This window comes from Polymorphobacter sp., from assembly GCF_051860865.1.
GTDB lineage: Bacteria > Pseudomonadota > Alphaproteobacteria > Sphingomonadales > Sphingomonadaceae > Sandarakinorhabdus.
In genome coordinates this window covers 3,339-8,085 of sequence record NZ_JBIMKZ010000101.1, presented here as the reverse complement: position 1 = coordinate 8,085, position 4,747 = coordinate 3,339, and the positions used below count along the sequence as shown (strand labels likewise).

The 4,747-nt window shown below is 66.5% G+C and carries 4 protein-coding genes; 2 read left to right on the top strand and 2 right to left on the bottom strand.

Annotated features, from left to right (window positions below; translation table 11 throughout):
- A partial coding sequence (locus ACTIFJ_RS14235) for a metal-dependent hydrolase family protein (RefSeq protein WP_439534772.1) occupies nucleotides 1-1,103 on the top strand: 1,103 nt, incomplete at its 5' end.
- 492 nt (nucleotides 1,104-1,595) lie between these two features.
- Here ACTIFJ_RS14235 and ACTIFJ_RS14230 read toward each other — a convergent pair.
- The gene (locus ACTIFJ_RS14230) at nucleotides 1,596-2,213 is read right to left on the bottom strand and encodes a histidine phosphatase family protein (RefSeq protein WP_439534771.1); all 618 of its coding nucleotides are present in this window, start codon (nucleotides 2,211-2,213) and stop codon (nucleotides 1,596-1,598) included.
- A 100-nt stretch (nucleotides 2,214-2,313) separates the two neighbouring features.
- Between ACTIFJ_RS14230 and dnaN the strand changes: the two genes are divergently transcribed.
- Nucleotides 2,314-3,432, top strand: coding sequence for a DNA polymerase III subunit beta (gene dnaN, locus ACTIFJ_RS14225; protein ID WP_439534770.1), 1,119 nt, complete (start codon nucleotides 2,314-2,316; stop codon nucleotides 3,430-3,432).
- Between the two features lie 259 nt (nucleotides 3,433-3,691).
- On the opposite strand, the gene ACTIFJ_RS14220 is transcribed toward dnaN, so the two are convergent.
- Entirely contained in the window at nucleotides 3,692-4,540 is an 849-nt protein-coding gene (locus tag ACTIFJ_RS14220; protein WP_439534769.1) for a metallophosphoesterase, read from the bottom strand.
- Nucleotides 4,541-4,747: the final 207 nt, after the last annotated feature.

The following is a 4,747-nucleotide window of genomic DNA, read 5'->3' as shown; positions in this document are numbered from 1 at the left end:
GCCGCACGCTGATGCCCGGTCTCATCGACGTCCATGTCCATATGGTCTTCACATCGATGACGATGATGAGCCTGCTCGCACCCGGGCTCACCCCGGAAAAGGCAATGGCACGCGCCGCCACCGAGGCCGAGAACATGCTGTTGCGCGGCTTCACTGCCGTGCGCGATGTCGGCGGCCCGATCTTTCCGCTGAAGAAGGCGATCGATACGGGCCAAGCCAAGGGCCCCCGCATCTGGCCCTCCGGCCCGGCGATCAGCCAGACCTCCGGCCACGGCGACCTCCGCCTGCCGACCGAGCCGTCGCGGCGCTTCACCGGCCAGGTGCCGCGCATGGAGCAGATGGGCGCCAGCCAGATCGCCGATGGCCGGGACGAGGTGCTAACCGCGGTCCGTGAAAACCTGCGCTTCGGCGCCAGCCAGCTCAAGCTGATGGCCGGCGGCGGCACCAGCTCGGACTATGATCCGCTCGATGTCACCCAATATACGCTCGACGAGCTGAAGGCGGCTGTCGAGGCCGCCGAGGACTGGGGCACCTATGTCACCGTCCATGCCTATACGCCGCGCGCCATTCGGCGCGCCATCGAAGCGGGCGTACGATCGGTCGAACACGGTCAGCTGCTCGATGAAGCAACGCTCAAGTTAATGAAGAAGCAGGGCGTCTGGCTGTCGATGCAGGTGCTGATGGCCGACAATGACAACATGACCGAGAGCCGCCGTTTCAAGCGCAGGCCGGTGATCGACGGCCAGGACCGGGTGTGGCCGCTGGCCAGGAAGCTCGGGGTCAAGCTCGCCTGGGGCACCGATTTCCTTTTCGATCCGTCGATCAACGGCGAGCAAAATGCCTATATCCTCCGTCTCAAACCCTGGTTCACCAATCGCGAGATCCTCAAGCTGATCACCCATGACAATGCCCAGCTGCTGGCCATGTCCGGCCTTCGCAGCCCTTATCAGGGCCGGCTCGGCGTCGTTGCCGAGGGCGCGCTGGCCGACCTGATCCTCGTCAACGGCGACCCGCTAGCCAATCTGGATCTGCTTGCCGACCCGGCGGCGAACTTCGCGGTGATCATGAAAGACGGCCAGATCTACAAGAACAGCCTTCGCTGACACAAAATGGGGGCCGATGTCGCCATCGGCCCCCACTGTGTCGTGCCTGTCGCCTTTGTCGCCGGCGGACTGCGGCGATCATCCGGCCTGCGCCTTTGATCACCAGGGCCTGCTCGCAACATGGCAGCACCACGGCACTTTCGCCTTCGGCTTTCGGTGTCCCTTGCAGGTCCCTTCCACCGTGGCTGGACTGGTCGTCCCGGTTGCCGAGGCCGTCCCCGTGCGCCATGGCGTGTCCCGGCTTCCGCCGTGATCTGCCCTGGCTGACGGTTTCGCTGCACTGCGATCGGTCAGATCCAACCCGCCTTCCTTCGTCGAAATCCCGACGAAACGTCGAAATCGTCTGAAACAAGGCCGTAACCGCTTGTATCCTTTGGCCCTTCGGCCGCCGTCAATTCCCGGCTACAGGTGAATGGTCTCATGGATGACCGAGTCGACCAAGCCCGGAATCGACGAGATGCCCCTGTGGATAACGAGGATAACGGGGATAAGTCAGGCCGCCCGCATGCCATGGGCGCCGTTCCCGAGGTGCAGCACCCGCTCGCCGCCGTCCCGCAGGTGCAGGATCGTGCCTTGCGGCACATCGTCAGCGATGCGCACGCCGTGCCACGGTTCGCCACCCGCCAGCAGACCCCGCAGCACCCGGCAGGTAACCCCGTGGCTGATGACGAGCAACGGACGCAGCGGCAGCCCGGCGAGCCAGTCCTCCAGCCGCCGGGCGATATCCGGGAACCATTCGCCCCCCGGCGGTGGCACCGCCAACAGTCGTCGCGCCGGATCGCTGATGGCGCCGCGCTCGGCCACGATATCGGCATGGCTACGGCCCTGCCATTCGCCGACGTCGATCTCCAGCAGGCGTGGGTCCAGCGACCATTCGCTGAAATTCCGGCCGAGATGCTCGCCGATGATGGCGGCCGTCTGCTGGGTGCGGCCGGACGGCGAAACCCACAGATCGCGCCCCGGCGCCAGCCCGCTCGCCGCCAGCGCGGCCCCCATCGCCTCAGCCTGCGCAATGCCGGCACGTGTCAGCGGTGAATGCTCCATCCGGCCCTGCATCACCGCTGCGGCATTGAACACGGTTTCGGCATGGCGGGCGAGGATCATATCCATCCACAGCCGCCTAGCATGGCGAGCAGATGGGCACTACCGCGCGCCGCGCGCCGCGCTATAGTCGCCGCACAACAAGCGCCACAGGCAACAGGGAAAATCGATGAAGGCCATTGTCGAGCGTGCCACTCTGCTCAAGTGTCTCGCCCATATCCAGTCCGTGGTCGAGCGGCGCAACACCATCCCGATCCTCTCGAACGTGCTGATCGAGGCGCGGGCCGACGGGCTGCGGCTGATGGCGACCGATCTCGATCTCCAGATCGTCGAAACCATCCCGGCCCAGATCGAGCTCAACGGCGCCACCACCGCGTCCGCGCACACGCTCTTCGACATCGTCCGCAAGCTGCCCGATGGCGCCCAGGTCGAGCTGGCCACCACCGCCGACCGGATGACCGTCGTCGCCAGCCGGTCGCGGTTCAGCCTCGCCACGCTCAAGCGCGACGACTTCCCGGTGATCGCCGAGACCGAGCTGCCCACCCAGTTCACCCTCAGTGCCAAGGAACTGCGCGAGCTGATCGACGCCACCCGCTTCGCCATCTCCACCGAGGAAACCCGCTATTATCTGAACGGTATCTACATCCACGCCCCCGAGGGCCAGAACACGCTGCGCGCCGTCGCCACCGACGGCCATCGCCTCGCCCGCATCGAGCTCGACCTGCCGGAAGGCGCCGCCAACATGCCGGGCGTCATCGTGCCGCGCAAATGCGTCGCCGAGGTCCGCAAGCTGATCGACGAATATGCCGACGAAGCGCCGATCGGCATCGCGCTCTCGGCCTCCAAGATCCGCTTCCGCTTCTCCGCCGAAGCCACGCTGACTTCCAAGCTGATCGATGGCACCTTCCCGGACTATAGCCGCGTCATCCCCACCGCAAACGACAAGCGCCTCGTCGTCGATACCAAGGCACTGGCGGAAGGCGTCGATCGTGTCGCCGCCATCGCCACCACCGAGAAGACCCGCGCCGTCAAGCTGGCACTCGGGCCAGGCAAGGTGACCCTCTCCGTCACCAGCCCGGAAAACGGCACCGCCGCCGAGGATGTCTCCGCCGACTACAGCGCCGACGCCCTCGAGGTCGGCTTCAACTATCGCTACCTGCTCGACATCCTCGCCCAGGTCGGCAGCGACAGCGTCGACGTCCATCTCGCCGACGCCGCCGCCCCGACACTGATCCGGGAATCGGATAGCTCGCGCGCGCTGTACGTGCTGATGCCCATGCGGGTCTGAGAGCATCCGGCGATAAGAGAAGTGGCAGCCGCGGCGGGGGGGCCCGGGGCCCCGACCCCAACAAGTGGTTTTTTCCCCCGGGAGATAGGCCGTCGCCGGGGGGGGGCCGCAGGCCCCAGACCCCAATCATTGGGTTGATCCCGCAGGTCAGTCGGCCGTCGCCTTGCGGAGGCCGGATTATCGGGGTCTGAGGCCTGCGGCCCCAGCTGCCGGAGGCATTTTGTTACCACCGGAGGCATATAGTTCCTGCCCGAGGCCCTTAATGCCCTCGGTGCTCAGCCAGGATATGACGCACGGTCGGCTGCATCCGCGCGTTGTAGCGCGCCAGTACCGGATGGTCGCCGCCGCTGCCGAAGTGGGTGATCAGGTCGCGCCCGGTCCAGTAATGCAGCGCGAAGCCTGGTGCTTCGGCGACGATCATGTCGCGCCCGTCGGGCACATCGGGGTCGATACTGCGGAAGTCGATGGCTACCTGCGGGGCTGATGAGGGGCAGACGGCGAGGGTGGAGCCGCCCCAGCCGGTGACGATACCGCGGTGGAGATGGCCGGTGACGAGGCGGATGACATGGGCATGGCGCTCGATGACGGCGCGCAGCCGCAATACCCAGGCGGCATCGATGTCCTCGGTCATCCAGCCGTTGCCGGTGTCGATCGGCGGGTGGTGGAGGACGACGATGGTCGGCTTGGCGTCCTCGGCCAGCCGGGCGTCGAGCCAGCGGGCGCGCACACTGTCGAAGGCGCCGCCGTGCCGGCCCTCGTCGAGCGTATCGAGCACCAGGATGCGCAGCGGTCCGGCGTCATAGCTGTACTGCATGAAGCCATCGACGAGCGGGGAATCGGGAAAGACGGCGCAGAAATTGGCCCGGCTGTCGTGGTTGCCCAGCGCAGGCAGCACCGGGAACGGCAGCTTGTCGCAGATTGCCTTGAGCGTCTGGTAGGAGGTGATGGTACCATGCTCGGTCAGGTCGCCGGTGGCCAGCAGCAGGTCGGGCCGGGGGGTGAGGGCGAGCAGCGTCTCGATGATGTCATCGAACCGCTTGCGGTTGAGTTCCGCCGGATCATCAGGCTGGAAGCCGAGATGAATATCGGTGACCTGTGCGATCAGCATCGGCCTGACGTGCCCCCTGTTGCCGAGAAGATACGCCACTGATCTGGACACTGATGCAGCAGCATGGATTTTGCGCGGAAGCGTCGGGCCCCGTTCACCGGTCGAGCCGTTGCGCAACCGTGACTGTCGCGCCGTCGCGTGGGCCGGCCCCCCCCCTGGCGGGGGGGGCCCCCCTGCCCGAGCCCCGGGCCTGGTAGCCGGGGGCGG